Consider the following 18,107-nt stretch of genomic DNA (forward strand, 5'->3'; position numbering starts at 1 on the left):
GTAGAACTTGGAATTATACCAGTCTGGTTATTTGCAAAACTGACATTCACTGATTAGTATGACCTGAATAACATGAAGAAATATAGCCTGACAGGCTTTATAGATTATTATTCAGGACACCACATGAAAACTAAATATTTTTTAGCTCTTCTTCTGGCTTTGCCACTTTACTCCAACGCAACATCCGTTATTTTTTCAAGTGAATTACGATTCGACAATTGCAGTACGCCCAAGGATGTACCAATTGTTTACTGCAAAGAAGCCGATGATAAAGCGATTATTCAGCTAGGCGAAAGTAATGTGTTAATGGGTCTTGTCCTGGGTGAAAAAGAGGCTCGCCCATTCTCAGTTAAGTCTGTGACAGAAAATGGAGCAACAAATTATTACAACCTACTCAGTGATGAAGTCTACGAGGATGTTGACGTTCCCGAATACGAAACTCCGAATACTATATTTAAGGCGCTTACCAACCATTCAAATAGTCTTAGCAGCAATATTGAGACAGCAAAGCAAGAACAACCTGAGATTGTTAGTGATCTGACTGCACTACAAGAGCTTATTGCTGAGCATACTCAAAGATTAAAAATGTCGGTTCCCGAAGCTAGACGATTTTTGTGGGTGTATTCAGAGGAAAACGGCAACCAAAATTGTGAACAACTGAATTCAGGCAAGTGTCCATTTTTATCATGTGGCGATAACCACTATCTTTTATACGATATCAACAGAGGGCTCTTCCTACCCATAAGCTATACTCGAAATAATAAAGGCGAAGCTAAGTTCACTAAAAATGACCCAACTGCTTTGATTGTTCGAGGAATGTATACCACCTTCATACGTTATAATGAGGAATTCAAGCATTCTCGCCTTACTGATGCTCGCAAGGTTCCTGAAAATCTACAGAATAATGTCACTGCCTATTTCACTTTCCAGGATGCCGACTTTAGCGAGTATCTTAAGGACATCATTCCACAGTGCCCATCAAGTTTCAAAGATGACATCATATCTCTGGGCGTTCAGACCAATGAAGAGCGCTCAGCACTGCAATTTGTTCACCTGGTTGAGAAAGTAAACGGTAATATCACCAGCCAGTATATAAACAAGGCATTCCTACCAGCCGGTATTCGACGCAAAGATAATACTTATTACACGCACGAAGCCTTAAAAGATATGTCCAAATTTGAGCCGGGATCCGTTAAGGCAATATCTGTAAACAAGGCCAAAACGCTTTTCACAAAAGCTAAAGCAATGAAAAATATGGCCTGGTCACAATCTCAAGATGGTGCTTTTGCACGGACTGAGCTAATGGTGAATATGTTTGAAAAAGAAGGAGTCATTGCTGATAAGGCGTGGGCTTCCGGTTTCCTAAAAAGTAAAAATATTCCATATCCATGGATTTATCATGTTGCACCTGTTGTCTATGTTGAAGGTAGCAGCGGAAAAGTTGATAAAATGATCATTGATCCTCTTATCGCTGATCAGCCAGTAACAATCTCTCAATGGTTGTCATTGATGGGCATTACTAACCCAGATACCGTATATAGTGTCGGATTCCCCGTGTCTTTGGATGCCAAAGATGTGGGAAAGATTTCATTTACCATCACAAATCGTGACGCATTCCACCCGACAGTAGTAAAGAGTTTTTCTAAAGAGGAAAGGCTAGAAGAAGCGCGCAGAGTGCTGGCTAACCTGGAGAAAGGGTAATCACGCAGTCCATAATAGCTTGCGGGTACCGTCGAACAGTCAAGCACGTAAGACTAACGGGTTTATAGTAACTGATAGTTGGAGTTTATTTGTTTAGGTTCTCTGAACTCATAATTCTAAAAGGAGTTTGAAATGCCTTACAAATCGAATGACGAACTACCTGATAGTGTTCGGAATAACCTGCCAAAGCATGCCCATGAGATTTACCGAAAAGCTTTTAATTCAGCTTGGGATGAATACAAGAACCCCGAGGATCGCAGGGGAAACGACAGTCGCGAAGAAGTTGCTCATAAAGTCGCCTGGTCCGCAGTGAAGAAAGAGTATCACAAGGAAGATGGGAAGTGGGTTCGGGATGAATCTTAAAAATAATGGGGTGGGTTATCGTTAATGTACTCTCACCCCATTAACTGCTATTAATTCATATTAAATAACGCCGAGTTAAGTAGTGTGCAACGCAGCCACTCAACCTAAACCATTACACCTTAAACACAAAACTCAATTTGAACTGAGAATGCCACGCGTTGCGAATCTGCCTTAAACGCTTTGTTAGCTTGCTGACTTACGTTTTTCGTCCCAAGTTTCAAGCACAAACATCGCTATTGTATGCGCAGAGTGAATTGCCAAACGAGCATGACGAGGCTTTAATTTATACATAACTCGACCCTCACCATGCGCTGAACTGGCGTGTGTGCGAAACGCTCCAATACCGTCAACAATTGACAGGATGCCTGATAACACTCTTTTTAAGTCATCATCTTGAACCAATTTAGGATCGAAACCTAAATCACCACGCACAACTTTCCAAACGTTTTGTAGATCTTGCTTTTGAGGTTGTGCTAATTGCTCGTCAGCAATATATACCTTAAATATGGATTCCAAAATGTTGCAAGCTGCTGACACTGATTCTCTAGGTTCAGAGTTTACATTTGTTAGCGCTCTTGTAAATTCAGCTTCAATTGAGGGAATGTCTCTACCTTTAATTAAGTCAGACAAGGAGCGACTTAGAGCTGAGCTACCATCAGATACAATACCGCCATTAATGTAAGTTAGATTGCACTGCGCAAGTATTGACTCAAGCTTTTCTTTGAATTCCTTTTTATGATTTGTAACGTTAGTTCCCCACAGGAAAACCTCTTTCTCTTCTTGCTTTGGTAATTCCATATACGTTTCAATCAACTTACCAAGGACTTTTAATGGTTCGCCTGATTCTTTGTTAATTCGTCTTAGCCACGCTTGAACTTTAACGGACTTAGAACCTTCAGGCGGCTCCCCTGGAGCATTAGCATATAAGAATAGGTTATCGAGACTTGCATGAGTTTCGAGCGCAGATAAATTGTCTGATAAAACCGCGATTACGGGCGCAGGAATGTCTTTTCTCATATTGCCTCTTAATTAAAAAATGATGATTGCGAGCTAACGCCTTGGGTAAGTCGCCTGGACGAAGCACAGCGTAGTACCGATCGGCATCACCCTCTGGTTAAGCACTGTTTCTCGCAGTATCTGAGAACCTTTTTTCAAAATCACTATATACATGGAAAAGTCGACCTCTCGGCGGAGGCGCAGAAAAAACTCTTTCAGACACTGAATGTGCTGCAACAGCTGCTAGCCCCCTAAGAATCTGAATAGATTCCTGCAAATACTCCTCAGTTATTTTTATCTTATTCCCAATAGAAACGGAATTATCACCAGTTTCCCGGAGATATTTCCTATCTACACGCCCACCGTTATGAGCATGAATATTCCGTCTCGCTATTATTTCTGAATAAATTTCTATATTTCTTGTGTGATTATCTTTGAACAAGCTTCCAAATTGAAGCTTTAGCTTTTTATCTTTTAGGAAGAAATCGACTGGGTTTCCATAAAATATACCTCTCACTTTTTCCTCAATAAGCTTCTCCAATATTTCACCCTTGTCTTCACTTTTAAGAATAACATCAATTACTTTATTTACCCTTTCTGGAGAATCCTTAGACTCTCCACCAGATAGCTTTTCAGGATACGCCGTATAAACTGTCTTAACTAAGTCTTGAAGAAAATCTTCAGTTAAAGCAACTGCTGTAATAAGAGACCTTTCTGGATTCACTTTTTTCAGGATATGATCTATATACCCAAAAGTCTTATTCTTATCTAGTCGGTTCTCTACGCCATCGGTACTAGCAAGAGGAACAACGGAAAAAGGGGGGATGGTATCGTCTTTCACTAACGAATGAATGTGGGATAAGTACTTGTTGATAAAGTTATATGACTCCCAAACATCTTTCATATCGCTACTGTAGGTCTTAAAGCGCCTCGAAATATTCTTGGAGTAGAGCTCACTATCCATATCTTCCTCAAGTATTGTAGTGCTTAACATTATATTACCGGACATCACCGGTAACTTTTTGATTTAAAATGATTTATTTGTAATGTCCGTTTTTCAAGTTAATACCATATAAAACCGGACATTCCTGTTCTGGTATCCATTTTTATAATGAGTTTGCAGGTACCATGGTCAATGACCTACAGGTCGTATAGTAATTGGCTCCTTTGTAATTGCAATGCTTTTTTAGTATGCAGTTGAACCCGACAAACAGGACAAGAAGTTTCTGGTTTAACTTTTTACGGCTTGTTCGAGATAATCTGTGTTCAAATTAGTTCTGCTAATAAAACTAGAAGGGTCGCCCGTATTGTTTAAGTAAAAGGGGGGTGCGGGCACGAAAAAAGTATTGTTGATTTTGTTATTGAGTAAATGTGTGAGAGAGGGTAAAGAATTTTCAGGAAAAATGGTGGGCCTTCCCAGACTTGAACTGGGGACCTACCGATTATGAGTCGGGTGCTCTAACCAACTGAGCTAAAGGCCCATTTTTCCATGTGTAGTTAATCAGGCGGTGCCTAATTGTTCTACAAATTTAGGATGTGTTTCTTGAAAAAGAACGCGCAGGAGTTTACGAGAAATCTCCTGCGCTTGCAATATTTATGCTTTGTTTTATTCGTCTAGATAAGTTCTAAGCTTCTCCGAACGGCTTGGGTGGCGTAGTTTACGCAGTGCCTTGGCTTCGATCTGACGAATACGCTCACGGGTTACGTCGAACTGTTTGCCGACTTCTTCGAGAGTGTGGTCTGTGTTCATATCGATTCCAAAACGCATACGCAAGACTTTCGCTTCGCGTGCCGTTAGACCCGCCAGGATTTCATCAGTGACTTCTTTCAAGCTTTCGCCTGTTGCTGCGTCTACTGGTGAATCAATGGTAGTGTCTTCGATGAAATCACCTAAATGCGAATCTTCATCGTCACCAATCGGCGTTTCCATGGAGATCGGCTCTTTAGCGATTTTTAGCACTTTACGGATTTTGTCTTCCGGCATTTCCATACGCTCTGCCAATTCTTCAGGCTGTGGCTCACGGCCCATTTCCTGTAGCATCTGGCGAGAAATACGGTTCAATTTATTGATGGTTTCAATCATGTGAACCGGAATACGGATGGTGCGTGCCTGGTCAGCAATCGAACGCGTGATTGCCTGACGAATCCACCAGGTGGCGTAAGTCGAGAACTTATAACCGCGACGGTATTCGAATTTGTCGACCGCTTTCATCAGACCGATGTTACCTTCCTGAATCAGATCCAGGAATTGTAGGCCACGGTTGGTGTATTTCTTAGCGATAGAGATAACCAGACGTAGGTTAGCTTCGACCATTTCTTTCTTGGCGCGACGGGCTTTAGCTTCACCAATCGACATTTCGCGGTTGGCTTCTTTAATTTCCAGCACGCTTAAGCTACAGCTTTCTTCGATCAATTGAAGTTTACGCTGGGCTTTTAGAATCTCTTCGGCGTGTTCGGCCAAAGGTTCTGAGTATTTGCTTTTCTTTTTAACGTGTTGCTCGATCCAGCTTGGATCGGTCTCTGAACCTGAAAAGGTTGAGATAAAGGTTTTACGCGGCATACGAGCGCCGTTGACTGACAACATCATGATGTAACGTTCTTGCTCACGGATGCCGTCCATTTTCTGACGCAAGTTAGTGACCAGAAAATCAAACATTCTTGGTGCCAGACGAAGTTGCATGAACAACTCTTTCATGGCGTCCAGTTGCTTGATAGTCGATTTATGCGTACGGCCGTATTTCTCTACAGCTTTGACGGTTTTGTCGTATTGCTTTTTCAGTTCGCCGAAACGTGCTGCTGCTTCTTCTGGATCTGGGCCAGTATCCACTTCAGTTTCGTCTTCGTCGTCATCGTCGTCGTCTGCATCATCATCGTTATCAATTTCTTCGCTAGCATTGGCTGCGATTTGCGCCGCCTCGGACTCTTCCTGAACGAACTCAGCTTCTTCACCATCAGAGAAACCAGTGACGATTTCTGTTAAGCGTACCTGCTCTTCTTCGTAGAGCGCGTACTCTTCTAACAGAATGCGGATAGTGTCTGGATAGTTGGCGATAGCGCCTAGAACCTGGCGGATACCTTCTTCGATACGTTTGGCGATATCAATCTCGCCTTCGCGAGTCAGTAGCTCGACACTACCCATTTCACGCATATACATACGTACTGGGTCAGTGGTGCGACCGAATTCGCTGTCTACGTTAGCTAATGCAGCAGCAGCCTCTTCAGCGGCTTCTTCATCAGTTACGGATTCGTCATTCATCAATAACTCATCGGCATCAGGTGTTGTTTCATAAACCTGAATACCCATGTCATTGATCATGCGAATAATGTCTTCGATTTGCTCGGGATCAACGATATCCGGCGGTAAGTGGTCGTTCACTTCAGCGTAAGTGAGGTAACCCTGCTCTTTACCTCGAGCAATTAGTAACTTTAATTGTGACTGTTGCGAATTCTCTGACATCTAGAATAACCTTTGTAGGGCCCGCAAGACATTTTGCGAGTCAAAAACCAAGCGACGGCTTGCGCATAGCGAACCGCGAATTATACAGAATTTGCCCCTTCTACAGCAAGCGCTACTTATTTGAGCCTTGGCTGCCGGAGCCTTGTTTGGCCAGCAATAGTAATTGCCGGTATTCAGACTTTTCCTGATTGGTTAGACCTTGTTCCGCCGCTTTTTGTTGCAAATAGTCCACCCGTATCTTGCGGGCGTAGACTAAGAGGCGATTAATACAATCTTGTAATTCCTGCTGCTCATTACCTTGGATACGCTCTTCGCGTTCGCTCATGGCTAAACTGGCCAGCCGATCATACAGCTTGGTATTGTCGCGCCAGTGCTCAAGCAGCATACTTGTATTGATCTTGGGGGTTTTGTGAATAATTTCAAGTAATTGGTGCAAAAGTTTTGAGCCTTTATCAGGCAGTGTCTGCAACCAGCCGTAATTATTGATGCTCAATGCAAGGCTGGGTTGCTGTAATAATAGGGTGATAGCCAGTTGCAGGGTTTTATTGGCCTTGGAGCTCTGTGGTGCGCTTGGCTTAGGTTTGTGCGCCTGTTGTGGCTGTGCTGGAGCCTCGATAATGGCGGCCAGCTTGCTCTCCGAAAGATTGGCTTTTTCGGCCAAAGCACTGCTGAAGAACTCGTGATATATGGGGTCTGTGATTTTGTCCAGATACGGCTTTGCCAGGTGCACCAGTTGACCACGACCCGAAACCGAGCCTAAGTCGACCTGAGAAGACAGGTGCTCGAGGATGAACTCAAATAATGGGGTGGCTTCGCTAATCATGCGTTCAAACTGTTCTTTGCCGACTTTACGGACCATTGAGTCCGGATCTTCGCCATCGGGCAGGAACATCAGGCGAATTTCACGCCCTTCACGCATCTGCGACAGGCCGTGTTCAAGGGCGCGTAACGCGGCATCACGACCCGCTCGATCGCCATCAAAGCAGAGCACCAGCTCACGGGCGGCGCGGAACAACTGCTGTAAATGACTGGTTGTGGTCGCTGTACCCAAGGTTGCGACCGCATAGTTGATGTCGAACTGAGCCAGCGCCACCACATCCATATAGCCTTCGACGATAAGCAGACGACTCAACTTTCGATTGGCCTGGCGCGCCTGATATAAGCCATACAGCTCATTGCTTTTGTGGAAGATGGGGGTTTCAGGTGAATTGAGGTACTTGGGCTCGCCTTGACCCATAACGCGGCCACCGAATGCAATCACACGGCCTCGTTTGTCTTTAATGGGGAACATGATGCGATCGCGGAAGCGGTCATACAACGACTTATCCTTACGGATCAGCATGCCGCAATCGACCAGCTGTTGTTGCAGTGTCTTGTCTTGCTGCAACTTAGGGAACACTGTTTCCAGGTTGCGCCATTCGCCCGGCACATAGCCAATAGCAAACTGTTTAGCGATTTCGCCACTCAAACCACGACTTTTCAGGTAATCTATCGCAGTTTTGTTACTTTTTAGCTGCTTTTGGTAGTAGTTGGCGACTTTTTCCATTAAATCATAAAGTGAGGTGTCGACTTTCGGCTTGTTGGATACCGTCTCTTCACGCGGCACTTCCATGCCCATCATGGCAGCCAACTCCTCCACCGCATCGGGGAATTCCAGGCGATCGTACTCCATCAAAAAGCCAATCGCGTTGCCATGCAGACCACAGCCGAAACAATGGTAGAACTGCTTATCCTGACTGACGGTAAAGGAAGGTGTCTTTTCACCGTGGAAAGGGCAACAGGCTTTATAATTAGCCCCCGCTTTTTTTAGCGGCACACGAGAATCAATCAGGTCGACAATATCAACCCGAGCCAAAAGTTCGTGTATAAAATGTTGCGGGATCAGGCCCATTGAGTATTTATAATTAGGTAAGGCTTAATTGGGCAATCATAGCAGAGCTACTGGTTTTTATGTAGCGACTTATGATCGTATGATTTATTGCTGGTGGAACGATTACAGAGACATTAACCCAGGCGGCTTTTGATTTTTCCGCTGACTTGTCCCATATCGGCACGGCCTTGTAATTGTGGCTTTAGAATGCCCATTACTTTACCCATGTCTTTAATGGATTCTGCACCAGTACTGCTGATTGCTTGCTCGATAAGTTCGGCAATTTCGTCATCAGTTAGTTGCTTTGGAAGGAATTCTTGAAGAACTTCTATTTCGGCGTGTTCGACGTCGGCCAGTTCTTGACGGCCAGCATCTTCATACTGCTTGATAGACTCACGACGCTGTTTGACCATTTTATCTAAAATGGCAAGGATAGCGGTATCGTCTAACTCAGTACGGGTATCGACTTCAACTTGCTTAATAGCAGACAGGACTAAACGTATGGTTGACAGGCGGGCCTTTTCTTTGGCGCGCATGGCATCTTTCATGGCTTCTTTAATTCGATCATTTAGAGCAGACATGTGTTAATCCTTCTATCTAATAGAATTTAGGCTTTTGCCCGGAACTAATCCAGGAAAAAGCCTAAAACAACTATTAATACAAGCGGATGCGACGAGCGTTTTCGCGAGATACTTTTTTCGCTGCACGCTTTACTGCCGCTGCTTTTTCACGCTTGCGTACAGATGTTGGCTTCTCGTAGTATTCACGCTTACGAACTTCAGCCAAAATACCTGCTTTTTCGCATGAGCGCTTGAAGCGACGTAATGCAACGTCAAAAGGCTCGTTATCTTTTACTCTTACGCTTGGCATTAAAAATCACCTAACCTTAAAATGTGGGTTTATTAAAAAGTAATAAAATCAAAAAGTTACAATTGGTGAGACGTGAGAATCACCAAGAGGGCGCAAATTTTAATCATTTTTTGATCAAAAAGCAAAGAGAAAGCCATTAAATATTGATTTAATGCTTGGTTCTGGCCATAACAGGAATGTGCTACAAACTCGCTAAATGAAGCAAACTCGATTAAAATTGCCGATCTTTGCTGAAAGAACTTGAAGTCAACGCTTGTTGAAAGCGCGGTTTGCTACGACAGCTAGCGGAATTATAAGGTTGTAACTTGATGAAAATACTGGGTATTGAAACCTCCTGCGATGAAACCGGCATTGCTATTTATGATAGCGAGCGGGGCATCATTGCGGATGCGCTATACAGCCAGGTGAAGTTGCATGCTGAGTATGGCGGTGTGGTGCCTGAACTGGCTTCGCGTGACCATGTGCGTAAGACGATTCCGCTGATTAAAAAAGTGATGGCCGAAGCAGGCTGCACTCAGGATGACATTGATGCGATTGCCTACACCAAGGGCCCTGGTTTGATTGGTGCGCTGTTTGTCGGCGTTGGTATCGGCCGTAGCCTGGCTTATGCGTGGGATGTTCCGGCTATTGGTGTTCATCACATGGAAGGTCATTTGTTGGCACCGATGCTGGAAGAAGAGCAGCCTGAGTTTCCATTTGTAGCATTATTGGTGTCAGGTGGGCATACCTTATTAGTGGATGTGCAAGGTTTAGGTCAATACACCATTCTAGGTGAATCGATTGATGATGCGGCGGGCGAAGCGTTTGATAAAACCGCCAAGATTATGGGCCTGGGTTATCCTGGTGGGCCTGCGCTGGCGAAGCTTGCCGAAAAAGGTCGAGCAGGTATCTATAAATTGCCGCGTCCTATGACCGATCGTCCTGGACTGGATTTCAGTTTCAGTGGTCTGAAAACGGCGGTGGCTAATTTATATCGTGGTTCTGATAAGTCAGAACAGGATTTGGCTGATATTGCTTACGCATTCCAGGAAGCGGTAGTCGATACCATTTACATTAAGTGTCGTCGCGCGCTGGAGCAGACTGGTCATAAGTATCTGGTGGTTTCCGGCGGAGTGAGTGCTAATGTTGCGCTACGCCAAAAGCTCTCAGATCTGCTGCAAAGCAAAGGCGGTAAGGCTTACTACCCACGGCCACAGTTCTGCACCGATAATGGCGCCATGATTGCCTATGCCGGTTATTGTCGCTATAAAGCGATCCTTAATCAGCAGGGTGAGTTTGAAGAGCCAGTGATTCGTGCACAACCGCGCTGGCCGATCGCTGACTTGAGTTAGCGGTTTGGGCTAGTAAGCTTGAGTTAGGATGTTGATGGGTTACGATTAGCGCCGGTTCTGCCCTCTTGGGTACAAATTATCCTAGTAAGTTAGTGCCTGCTCGATCGGCAAATCCCTCTAACATTCGCTGATGGACTCTAAATGCTGGTCCAATTGCGAAGTCTTCTCGGTTTCTGTTTCTCTGGTGTCAGCTTTAAAACCTGCTCGGCAGTCAGTCCATTCAGAGGATTGCTGGCTGGTAGCAAGCTGTATTGTTTTTGCAGGTAGTAGGTGTGTTGAGCATAGTCGACGGCTCGATCAAATTGTTCGATAGATTCTTCATCAACTTGTGAGCGTACTTGACTAAGACTTTCGGTATATAGTTGTTGATTGCTGGTATCAATGCGAGGCTCAGCTTCCTGTTGTTGACAGCCTGTCATTGCTCCGAGCTTTAATATTCCCAAAGTTATTATTGTTCCTGCTAGCGCAAGCCTTCCTAAAGCTTTCATGCTGTTTCTCCATTGCTATATGTTAATCGCTCTCTTGCTGTTATGTTTTATCGCAAGTTTGTTATTCCGTTATGTCATTTTTATTGTCATTGTATGCTCCACTAAAAAAACCGACTCTTATGAGCCGGTAAGTTAAGTAGTCGAGCATCGGGGGCTATAAACTATCTTATTGCTTTGTTACAGCTAATCCTATTTCTGGACCAGTGTATGAGTTTTACGAGTGTTGATATCTTTAATCACCCACTGCAGGCTCTTATCATTGGCGCGCATATAATCTTCAGCAGTTAATTCAATCGCAACATCAGGGAATACTGCGTCCATGTCTCCGTCTTTAAAGCGGTACATTCTTTTTGAGTAGGTCACGATAAGACCTGAGTTAGGCAAGCTGAACTGCCACATGTCTTGATAGCCGGTAGGTTTTGAGCCGGTAGGCTGACCGACCAGGGTTGCATTCAATAGTTGAGCATACTGGGAAGCATTCGACATAGCCGCTGAGTAGGTTTGGTTATCGATCATGACGTAAACGCCTGACTTCCAGTTAATGCTGTTAGCAAGTACTAACACCTGTGCTAGCTTAAGTCCTATAAAGAAGTCTCCACCCTCATTACCGCGTAAATCAATAATGATGTTTTCAGTTTTATAGTGATTAATGAAGCGCAATAACTCAGCAGACATCTCATCCATTTTAGTCATTGAGCTGTATTTCTCGAAGTTGACGTAAACCGTTTTACCTTTGTCGGCAGCGCCGTACCACAGATCATCATCAACGCCACCATAAGGTTTGAACGGTAGCTTCTGTTTGAAGTTGATGCGCTGAGTAACCTGACTATTTTGGTTGGCCGATAAGTGGTATTTAAAACTTTGTCCAAGATTGCTGAAAGTGAACTCAACTTCGCTTTCATCATTGATGATACCAAAGCCACGTAGTAGCTCAGCTGTCATCATATATTCAGCAACGCGGATAGGTGTGGAGTAGTCATTTTCAGCAAAGGGTACAACTTCAGCAAAGAGCTCATAAACACGTTTAATGGGGGTGCCATTAATAGCAACCAGCTCATTGCCGATTAAACTAACGTATTCATTGGATGAGCCTGTGACTAGAACTTCATCATTGATGACTTTAAGTTCCAGTGGGAATTTGTGGTATTTCTGATCCCATAAAGGAATAGTGGTGTGGCCATCGCCGACTTTGTGGGTCAGACGCATGAGCTCAAGAACTATCTCTTCATGAGTTAATGAAGGAAGCTGGCTTTTAATGGTGTTGATTTCACGTTCGAAATCCTTATAGGTCAGCTGGTGATAGAGATCGATATGCTTTTCTTCAAGAGTTCTCCAGTAGGCATCAATGTCCTGGCTCCATTTCTCAGCATCTGCCTGACTAACCGCAACTGCAGTATGAGAAGTAATAGCCGCTAATAAAGGTAGGGCTAAAAGGAGCGAAAATGCTTTTTTGCTGAAAATCTTCATTTGGACCCTCCTGGTCGGTATCTATTGAAGAAGTTGTATTAATCACTAAAACTGTCAGGATTTTTTACATCTGTCTGATGCCCATAATATACCTGTCAGGATTTTTTACAACTAATTCCATCCTTAAAATGTAAAAAAGTTTGACACTATTCTCAAATTTCTCTTATTGAAGTTGGATATTTGTCTAATATTTAACCATATATGCATTTATTTAATGTGAATATCAAATGAACTTTGCTACCCAAATGTAAAATTTGAGGGGGGCAACATAGAACTTGGCTTGTTGCGGGATGATTTTTTCAAAAACAATGGGTTAGGTGAGATGTAAGTGGCGTCTGATTAATTGAACTATCATGACGATAGCGACTGAACCGAACATCAAAATCGCGAAATTGAGTGGTGTTCCATCAAAAAGTAGAGCCAAGATCGGCCCAGCAAGGGCGCCACTACCAAATCGTAGGGTGCCAATAACAGCGGTGGCGGTGCCGGTTTGCTGAGGAAATTGATTGAGTATCAAGCCGTCAGAATTGACGGTTATCAGCGCCAGTGAGCCAATTAGAGGAAATAGAGCAGCAACCGTCCAGTAGAGTGACCAGCCAAAAACAGTGACCAAAAGCAAGCTGAGGGCGAAGAAGTTGGCAATCACGGTACCAATCATCAGCATTCTGGCAGACCCTGCGCGCTCAACCACTCGGCTATTGATAATGTTGGTGATCATCAAAGCAACCACATTGGCGCCAAACAGAATACTGAATTTACCCTCTGAAATGCCGAAATACTCAATATAAACAAAGGATATGGTAGTGATATAGCAGAAAAAACCAAAGGAACCCATCATCGAACTGATGATATTGAGTCTCGAGGCGGGATGGCTAAAGACCAGTTTATAGTTGCTGGCAAACTCATGCAGCCAGTTGCGGTCCGAACGTAAAGGCAGCTTGCGTGGCAGTTTCCACAGCACCAATAATAGAATCAGAATGGCATAACCGGCAAGGCTCAGGAAAATGGTGCGCCAAACTGACAACTCTAATATGAGACTGCCAATCCCGGGAGCGATCATCGGCGCCACCATCATGATCAGACTGACATAGGATAAGCCTTTAGCAGTGTGTTCTTTATAGAGGTCGCGAATAATACCGGGTACCACCACAGTTGCGCCGCTACCAAAGGCGGCTTGTAGAAAGCGGTAGCTCAGGAATTCATTGATGGATTCAGTAAAGGCCAGTAATAAGGAAGTGATGATAAAGCCCAGCAACCCCACTAAAGCCACTTTACGGCGACCAATGCGATCGGCGATGGGACCGAACATCATCATGCCCAGGGCATAACCGGCCAGATATAAACTCAAAGAAACCTGAATCGCACTCGATGTGGTCCCTAACTCTTTGGCGATGATCGGCATTGCCGGCAAATACATATCAATTGCCAACGGCGTAATCGCCACCATTGAGGCCAGCAGAGGTAATAATTGAGCTACATTAATTTTGCTACGAGTCATGCGGTTTCTTATCAGTAATTTTTCGCTCGGTACCATTCCATAAGTTACGAATATTGCGGTGATGTCTTGCGGTCATAAACAGGAACATGGCAAACAGCGGGAAGAAATACCTATGATCCAGATAAAAGCCGAATGCGGCAACAGCAAAACTGGATAGTATGGATGCAAGCGATGCATAGCGAGTAAAGAATGCTGTGATGAGCCAGGTGACAATACAGTAAGCCAATAATAAGGGTGATAAAGCGACTAAGGCGCCGAAATAGGTGGCCATGCCTTTACCACCACGGAAGCGAAAATAGATGGGATAAAGATGACCGATAAAGGCCATGAAGCCAACCCAGCCCAAATTTCGGGTGTGTAGGTCGAGGGCATAACCAATCAGGATGGGGATGATGGCCTTGAGCATATCGCCGATCAGGGTAAAAATCGCAGCCTTCTTACCACCCAGTCGCAAAACATTAGTTGCGCCAGGATTATGCGAGCCGAAATCACGCGGATCGGGCAAACCCATAATCCGACAAACAATCACTGCACTCGAAATTGAGCCCATCAAATAGGCAAACACCCATAGGCCAGCAAGCTGCCACTCCATGGTTAACACTTATCCTTAGCGCAGTTTTTAATTACAGCCACACCTGACATTAACGAAACAAACTCCATCTTATTAACAAACGTTTGGTTGAAAACCAAAACGTCAGCGGATTTGTTATAGGATACTGTTATTTTTTAATCAGGTCATGGGAAAGTCTTTGATTTGTGTAATCAAATGCCACTTTATTTGCTATCCTATGGCCCACATCAAATTTAAAAAGCACATCAAGAGACGCCTGTGGACATCGTTTTTATTGAAGACTTAAAAGTAGATACGGTTATTGGTATTTATGACTGGGAACGACAAATCCGTCAAACCATCAGCATTGATCTGGAAATGGCGCACGATATTCAGCCAGCGGCGCAGGAAGATACCATTGATAAGTGTCTTGATTATAAGTCTGTGGCTAAGCGGATTATTGGGTTTGTTGAGGAGTCAGAATTTCAGTTAGTGGAAACGCTGGCTGAGCGCATTGCTGAGCTTGTGCGTAATGAATTCAATGTGCCGTGGTTAAAATTAAAACTCAGTAAACCGGGCGCAGTGCGTGGCTCGAAAAATGTCGGCGTTATTATCGAGCGTGGCAGCAAGTAACTTATGGCAACCATTTTTATCAGTATCGGCAGTAATCAGGATGCAGCAAGGCAGATTCGTTTTGGCGTGCAGCGTCTTGATGAGATGCTCAGTCATTTAACGCTGTCGAAGGTCTATGAAAGTGAAGCGGTGGGTTTTGACGGGGATAATTTTTTAAATCTTGTTGCAAAAGCCGAAACTCAAATGACGATTTCTCAGGTTGAACAGGTTTTTAAAGCGATTGAGAAAGCCGCGGGACGTCGTCGCGACACCCCCAAATTTAGTGATCGAGCTTTGGATATCGACTTGCTGTTGTATGACGATATTGTTTGCGACAAGCCTATTCGATTGCCTCGTGGTGAGATTTTGCATCATGCTTTTGTGCTGCAACCCCTGGCGGAAATCGAGCCTGAACGAAAGCATCCTGTTGTGCAGAAAAACTACCGAGATTTATGGCAGGCTTTCGATAAAAAAGACCAACAAAAGCTGTGGGCCATTGAATTCGATTGGCAACAGGCATAAAGGTAACTATTCATGAGTCAGCAGAAAGTCGCAATCATAACCGGTGGTGCGGTTCGAGTAGGGCGAGCCATTGCGCTCGAACTGGCCAAGCAGGGTTTTGCCATAGCGCTTCATTATAATCATTCAGCCGAGAAGGCCCAGCAAACCGCTAAAGAGATTGAAGACTTAGGCGTGTCGGTCAAACTGATTCAAGCCAACCTTGCTGTCCCTGACAGTTGTAACGAGATCATTCGACAATCTGCTGAGCTGGGCAATTTAGCGGTCTTAATCAACAACGCAGCAATTTTTCCAGACAATGATACCTTGGCCGATGACCTGTCCCATTGGGATCAGGTGATGAATTTAAATCTACGTGCGCCTTTGTTGCTCAGTCAGGCCTTTGCAGCAAGCAATCCTCAACAGGCGCATATCATTAATATTCTCGATGCTCGAATTAATCATCCTGCCGGTGACCATATAGTTTATCGACTGTCGAAAGCAGGTTTATGGCATCTGACTGAGTCGTTGGCGCGAGAATTGGCGCCACACATTCAGGTTAACGGATTGGCGCTGGGCGCGATTTTGCCGCCACCGGGAGCGGATGAGGATCACTTCAAGCGGATGGCGGAACAGATTCCACTCAAGCGCACCGGCAATCCGCAGGCGATAGCCGACACCGTTGCATTTCTTCTTGGGCAGTCATTTATCACTGGCACAGTCATTCCGGTTGATGGTGGCGAGTTCCTATAATCAATATCTAGAACGAATTATTAATTAGAGAGATATGGTGCATTTTTTAAAGGATTATCCAACCTATTTTGACTGGCTGACGCAGCAATGCCAGAGGCTTAAAATTCCCTGGGTCAATGGCATGCAGGGAAAAGTCAGTTATAAATTAAGCCAGACTATTGCCGGTGAAATTGAAAAGACTGATAGCATTCCGTTCAGTCAATTTATGCATCATGCGCTTTATGAGCCCGGTTTAGGTTATTACAGCGCGGGTAGCCACAAACTCGGGGAAGGCGGTGATTTTGTCACTGCGCCCGAACTCTCGCCATTATTTGCGCAAACTTTTGCTAAGAGCTTTATCAAAATTTTCGAACAAAGCGCAGCCAAAGTTTTAGAACTGGGTGCGGGCACAGGAACTTTTGCAGTCGACTTATTGAAAGAGCTCGAAACGCAGGGCAGCCTGCCGGAGCGATATTATATTCTGGAAGTTTCCGCAGATTTAAAGCAGCGACAACGACAAACTATCGAGCAGAAAATCCCTCATCTGGCCAATCGCTTTGAGTGGCTAAATCATTTGCCGAGCGAATTTTCTGGCGCTATTTTTGCTAATGAGGTGGCCGATGCGCTACCAATTGACCTTGTGAGAAAACAAAAGGCCGACTTGCAAAAAGCCCAGGTCAAACTGATCGACTCAGGTTTCAGGCTCAGCTGGCAGGATACCAGCTCATTGCTGGAAACGAATCCGTATGTCAGGCAATGGCCACATGGCTATACCACAGAGCAACATTTACAAACTGATTTTTGGCTGGCTGGTCTGGTCGAGTGTTTAACAAAAGGTGCGATTATTCTGGTCGATTATGGCTACAGCGCCGACGAATATTATGCACCGCAAAGAACCGACGGCACTTTGCAGTGTTACTACCGACAGCACAAACATAATGATCCACTCTTGCTGCCAGGCTTGCAGGACATTACCGCATCGGTGAACTTTAGCCAGATAGCTTATGCTGCCCATAAATTGGGTGCAGAGATTGTTGGCTACTGTGAACAGGCTCTGTTTCTAATGTCCAGTGGCATCGAAAAAGAAGCAGCAGAACTAGCTGAAAAGCTCGGATCTGATACAATGGCGCAGGTTAAAATCAGCCAGCAACTGAAGAAATTGCTGATGCCTGACGAGATGGGCGAAAACTGTAAAGTTCTTATCGCCGCTAAGAATTGTCCTATCCAATTACAAGGTTTTGCATTGAGCAATAAATTACACCGACTATGAATATCATCATTAGAATATGTTTTGCTATCGCGCTATTGGTACTGCCACAACTGGCCTTCGCCGCTAGCGGCACAGATAACTGGTACTGGCTGGCGTTAGTTGCCGTCATCAATTCTGTCATCGTTTCTACGATCCTGGTTTGGAAAAGTAAAAAACTCGATACCCTCGCCACCAAAGCCGTCGGCTTCGGAGCCTGGTTTTGGTTTTTGATTTTTATTCAGGTGATGTTGTATGGGTTTTATGTCGGCTTAACTAAATAGTTTTGCTGGTTATTTTGTGCTTAAGCTTTGTTGGAGTAAAAAGTTAAAAAAGTCATTTATTAGAATAAACTCCTTTTTTATCCTTTTTCCTCCGCCGCGCCTAAGAACAAAATCCCTCAGCAAAATGTTTCACGATATGGTTTC

Annotated in this window: 18 protein-coding genes and 1 tRNA gene; 8 read left to right on the top strand and 11 right to left on the bottom strand. The window is 44.4% G+C overall.

The window, feature by feature from the left end; all coding sequences use genetic code 11:
* Positions 1 to 123 precede the first annotated feature (123 nt).
* Positions 124 to 1,701, top strand: coding sequence for a protein-glutamine glutaminase family protein (locus ACN0VI_RS03990; protein WP_417445850.1), 1,578 nt, complete (start codon positions 124 to 126; stop codon positions 1,699 to 1,701).
* A gap of 132 nt (positions 1,702 to 1,833) precedes the next feature.
* Positions 1,834 to 2,064 carry a ChaB family protein gene (locus ACN0VI_RS03995; RefSeq protein WP_417445851.1) on the top strand — a complete coding sequence of 77 codons (231 nt, stop codon included), beginning with the start codon at positions 1,834 to 1,836 and terminating at the stop codon, positions 2,062 to 2,064.
* A 183-nt stretch (positions 2,065 to 2,247) separates the two neighbouring features.
* Here ACN0VI_RS03995 and ACN0VI_RS04000 read toward each other — a convergent pair whose 3' ends face one another.
* The 7 genes from ACN0VI_RS04000 to rpsU all read right to left on the bottom strand — a co-directional run bounded on the left by ACN0VI_RS04000 (position 2,248) and on the right by rpsU (position 9,257).
* Positions 2,248 to 3,081, bottom strand: a complete 834-nt coding sequence (locus ACN0VI_RS04000; RefSeq protein WP_417445852.1) for an abortive infection family protein — start codon at positions 3,079 to 3,081, stop codon at positions 2,248 to 2,250.
* A 97-nt stretch (positions 3,082 to 3,178) separates the two neighbouring features.
* On the bottom strand, positions 3,179 to 4,054 hold the full coding sequence (locus tag ACN0VI_RS04005; protein WP_417445853.1) for a hypothetical protein: 876 nt from the start codon (positions 4,052 to 4,054) through the stop codon (positions 3,179 to 3,181).
* 410 nt (positions 4,055 to 4,464) lie between these two features.
* A tRNA-Ile gene (locus tag ACN0VI_RS04010) sits at positions 4,465 to 4,541 on the bottom strand.
* Between the two features lie 125 nt (positions 4,542 to 4,666).
* Positions 4,667 to 6,517 (bottom strand): RNA polymerase sigma factor RpoD, encoded by a 1,851-nt coding sequence (gene rpoD, locus ACN0VI_RS04015; protein WP_417445854.1) that lies wholly within the window; start codon positions 6,515 to 6,517, stop codon positions 4,667 to 4,669.
* A gap of 112 nt (positions 6,518 to 6,629) precedes the next feature.
* The gene (gene dnaG / locus ACN0VI_RS04020) at positions 6,630 to 8,408 is read right to left on the bottom strand and encodes a DNA primase (RefSeq protein WP_417445855.1); all 1,779 of its coding nucleotides are present in this window, start codon (positions 8,406 to 8,408) and stop codon (positions 6,630 to 6,632) included.
* A 113-nt stretch (positions 8,409 to 8,521) separates the two neighbouring features.
* Positions 8,522 to 8,968, bottom strand: coding sequence for a GatB/YqeY domain-containing protein (locus ACN0VI_RS04025; RefSeq protein WP_331889568.1), 447 nt, complete (start codon positions 8,966 to 8,968; stop codon positions 8,522 to 8,524).
* A gap of 73 nt (positions 8,969 to 9,041) precedes the next feature.
* Positions 9,042 to 9,257, bottom strand: coding sequence for a 30S ribosomal protein S21 (rpsU, locus tag ACN0VI_RS04030; RefSeq protein WP_015781188.1), 216 nt, complete (start codon positions 9,255 to 9,257; stop codon positions 9,042 to 9,044).
* 308 nt (positions 9,258 to 9,565) lie between these two features.
* Between rpsU and tsaD the strand changes: the two genes are divergently transcribed.
* Positions 9,566 to 10,588 (top strand): tRNA (adenosine(37)-N6)-threonylcarbamoyltransferase complex transferase subunit TsaD, encoded by a 1,023-nt coding sequence (tsaD, locus tag ACN0VI_RS04035; protein WP_417445856.1) that lies wholly within the window; start codon positions 9,566 to 9,568, stop codon positions 10,586 to 10,588.
* Between the two features lie 137 nt (positions 10,589 to 10,725).
* Here tsaD and ACN0VI_RS04040 read toward each other — a convergent pair whose 3' ends face one another.
* The 4 genes from ACN0VI_RS04040 to plsY form a co-directional block, all read right to left on the bottom strand.
* A complete protein-coding gene (locus ACN0VI_RS04040; protein ID WP_417445857.1) occupies positions 10,726 to 11,076 on the bottom strand; it encodes a hypothetical protein in 351 nt (116 codons plus the stop codon).
* Positions 11,077 to 11,265: 189 nt separating this feature from the next.
* Entirely contained in the window at positions 11,266 to 12,543 is a 1,278-nt protein-coding gene (locus ACN0VI_RS04045; protein ID WP_417445858.1) for a S41 family peptidase, read from the bottom strand.
* A 313-nt stretch (positions 12,544 to 12,856) separates the two neighbouring features.
* On the bottom strand, positions 12,857 to 14,041 hold the full coding sequence (locus ACN0VI_RS04050) for a multidrug effflux MFS transporter (protein ID WP_417445859.1): 1,185 nt from the start codon (positions 14,039 to 14,041) through the stop codon (positions 12,857 to 12,859).
* Positions 14,031 to 14,633: a glycerol-3-phosphate 1-O-acyltransferase PlsY gene (gene plsY, locus ACN0VI_RS04055; protein WP_417445860.1), complete on the bottom strand. Its 603-nt coding sequence runs from the start codon at positions 14,631 to 14,633 to the stop codon at positions 14,031 to 14,033. The genes ACN0VI_RS04050 and plsY overlap by 11 nt, the downstream gene beginning before the upstream one ends.
* 237 nt (positions 14,634 to 14,870) lie before the next feature.
* On the opposite strand from plsY, the gene folB reads away from it, so the two are divergent.
* The 5 genes from folB to ACN0VI_RS04080 are packed head-to-tail and all read left to right on the top strand — an operon-like array spanning position 14,871 to position 17,963.
* The gene (folB, locus tag ACN0VI_RS04060; RefSeq protein WP_331891948.1) at positions 14,871 to 15,224 is read left to right on the top strand and encodes a dihydroneopterin aldolase; all 354 of its coding nucleotides are present in this window, start codon (positions 14,871 to 14,873) and stop codon (positions 15,222 to 15,224) included.
* A gap of 3 nt (positions 15,225 to 15,227) precedes the next feature.
* The gene (folK, locus tag ACN0VI_RS04065; protein ID WP_417445861.1) at positions 15,228 to 15,725 is read left to right on the top strand and encodes a 2-amino-4-hydroxy-6-hydroxymethyldihydropteridine diphosphokinase; all 498 of its coding nucleotides are present in this window, start codon (positions 15,228 to 15,230) and stop codon (positions 15,723 to 15,725) included.
* A 12-nt stretch (positions 15,726 to 15,737) separates the two neighbouring features.
* Positions 15,738 to 16,454 (top strand): SDR family oxidoreductase, encoded by a 717-nt coding sequence (locus ACN0VI_RS04070; protein ID WP_417445862.1) that lies wholly within the window; start codon positions 15,738 to 15,740, stop codon positions 16,452 to 16,454.
* A gap of 34 nt (positions 16,455 to 16,488) precedes the next feature.
* Entirely contained in the window at positions 16,489 to 17,703 is a 1,215-nt protein-coding gene (locus ACN0VI_RS04075; protein WP_417445863.1) for a class I SAM-dependent methyltransferase, read from the top strand.
* Positions 17,700 to 17,963: a hypothetical protein gene (locus ACN0VI_RS04080; protein WP_331891944.1), complete on the top strand. Its 264-nt coding sequence runs from the start codon at positions 17,700 to 17,702 to the stop codon at positions 17,961 to 17,963. The genes ACN0VI_RS04075 and ACN0VI_RS04080 overlap by 4 nt, the downstream gene beginning before the upstream one ends.
* Positions 17,964 to 18,107: the final 144 nt, after the last annotated feature.

Origin of the sequence: Kangiella sp. (assembly GCF_048265365.1) — a bacterium.
GTDB lineage: Bacteria > Pseudomonadota > Gammaproteobacteria > Enterobacterales > Kangiellaceae > Kangiella.

What these genes read in the sequence shown, in the direction of transcription:
- dnaG (WP_417445855.1), bottom strand. Translation starts at nt 8,408, where the DNA reads ATGGGCCTGATCCCGCAACATTTTATACACGAACTTTTGGCTCGGGTT.
- ACN0VI_RS04075 (WP_417445863.1), top strand. Translation starts at nt 16,489, where the DNA reads ATGGTGCATTTTTTAAAGGATTATCCAACCTATTTTGACTGGCTGACG.
- ACN0VI_RS03995 (WP_417445851.1), top strand. Translation starts at nt 1,834, where the DNA reads ATGCCTTACAAATCGAATGACGAACTACCTGATAGTGTTCGGAATAAC.
- rpsU (WP_015781188.1), bottom strand. Translation starts at nt 9,257, where the DNA reads ATGCCAAGCGTAAGAGTAAAAGATAACGAGCCTTTTGACGTTGCATTA.
- ACN0VI_RS04080 (WP_331891944.1), top strand. Translation starts at nt 17,700, where the DNA reads ATGAATATCATCATTAGAATATGTTTTGCTATCGCGCTATTGGTACTG.
- ACN0VI_RS04025 (WP_331889568.1), bottom strand. Translation starts at nt 8,968, where the DNA reads ATGTCTGCTCTAAATGATCGAATTAAAGAAGCCATGAAAGATGCCATG.
- folK (WP_417445861.1), top strand. Translation starts at nt 15,228, where the DNA reads ATGGCAACCATTTTTATCAGTATCGGCAGTAATCAGGATGCAGCAAGG.
- ACN0VI_RS04070 (WP_417445862.1), top strand. Translation starts at nt 15,738, where the DNA reads ATGAGTCAGCAGAAAGTCGCAATCATAACCGGTGGTGCGGTTCGAGTA.
- ACN0VI_RS04000 (WP_417445852.1), bottom strand. Translation starts at nt 3,081, where the DNA reads ATGAGAAAAGACATTCCTGCGCCCGTAATCGCGGTTTTATCAGACAAT.
- rpoD (WP_417445854.1), bottom strand. Translation starts at nt 6,517, where the DNA reads ATGTCAGAGAATTCGCAACAGTCACAATTAAAGTTACTAATTGCTCGA.
- ACN0VI_RS03990 (WP_417445850.1), top strand. Translation starts at nt 124, where the DNA reads ATGAAAACTAAATATTTTTTAGCTCTTCTTCTGGCTTTGCCACTTTAC.
- plsY (WP_417445860.1), bottom strand. Translation starts at nt 14,633, where the DNA reads ATGGAGTGGCAGCTTGCTGGCCTATGGGTGTTTGCCTATTTGATGGGC.
- ACN0VI_RS04005 (WP_417445853.1), bottom strand. Translation starts at nt 4,054, where the DNA reads ATGTTAAGCACTACAATACTTGAGGAAGATATGGATAGTGAGCTCTAC.
- ACN0VI_RS04050 (WP_417445859.1), bottom strand. Translation starts at nt 14,041, where the DNA reads ATGACTCGTAGCAAAATTAATGTAGCTCAATTATTACCTCTGCTGGCC.
- tsaD (WP_417445856.1), top strand. Translation starts at nt 9,566, where the DNA reads ATGAAAATACTGGGTATTGAAACCTCCTGCGATGAAACCGGCATTGCT.
- ACN0VI_RS04040 (WP_417445857.1), bottom strand. Translation starts at nt 11,076, where the DNA reads ATGAAAGCTTTAGGAAGGCTTGCGCTAGCAGGAACAATAATAACTTTG.
- ACN0VI_RS04045 (WP_417445858.1), bottom strand. Translation starts at nt 12,543, where the DNA reads ATGAAGATTTTCAGCAAAAAAGCATTTTCGCTCCTTTTAGCCCTACCT.